General features: G+C 42.4%; 1 protein-coding gene. It reads left to right on the top strand.

The window, feature by feature from the left end; all coding sequences use genetic code 11:
- Positions 1-583: 583 nt before the first annotated feature.
- Positions 584-801, top strand: a 218-nt coding sequence (locus ACFIJQ_RS08865; RefSeq protein WP_375629976.1) for a hypothetical protein, incomplete at its 3' end; no start/stop codon positions are given.

Raw genomic sequence — 801 nt, 5'->3', positions numbered from 1 at the left:
ACATCCTAGCCATTACAGTTCCACGTTTTTACGATTTTGCAAATTCACAGAAAACAAGAAAACTTCTGATAAACAGCCAAAGCCTATTACAAGCCTATTGATTGGCATCAGCCCTTTTCAAACAGAGATCAGCGTAAAATGAGAAAAATAATCCATGCCCTTCTCCCAAGCTGTGAAGCAATGGCATGATCTAAAACTCATACCTCCCCCCATGACATGAGCACTACATGCGCTTTTTCAGCGCTGCATTTAATTGCCGCGTAACCTTGTAATACGATATCAAACACTTAATAAAAGAAATATACAGTGCCACACCTGCGCTTTATTTTCCTTATCTTTTCAACGCTATTCCACACACACTTCCCTTTTCACCAAACTCCCCTCCATTTCAATGACGCATTTCACAATCCAACCTTTACGCCTCCATTGGCACCCTCTTCTCCTCAACCGCCCCACAACCCTCACGGCTCTTGATCAACCACACATCCTAGCCATTACAGTTCCACGTTTTTACGATTTTGCAAATTCACAGAAAACAAGAAAACTTCTGATAAACAGCCAAAGCCTATTACAAGCCTATTGATTGACATCAGCTATTTTCACCAAACTCCCCCCCATTCCAATGACGCATTTCACAATCCAACCTTTACGCCTCCATTGGCACCCTCTTCTCCTCAACCGCCCCACAACCCTCACGGCTCTTGATCAACCACACATCCTAGCCATTACAGTTCCACGTTTTTACGATTTTGCAAATTCACAGAAAACAAGAAAACTTCTGATAAACAGCCAAAGCCTATT

This window comes from Bartonella sp. TT67HLJMS, assembly GCF_042193375.1.
GTDB lineage: Bacteria > Pseudomonadota > Alphaproteobacteria > Rhizobiales > Rhizobiaceae > Bartonella > Bartonella grahamii.
This window is presented reverse-complemented; position numbering and strand designations above follow the sequence as displayed.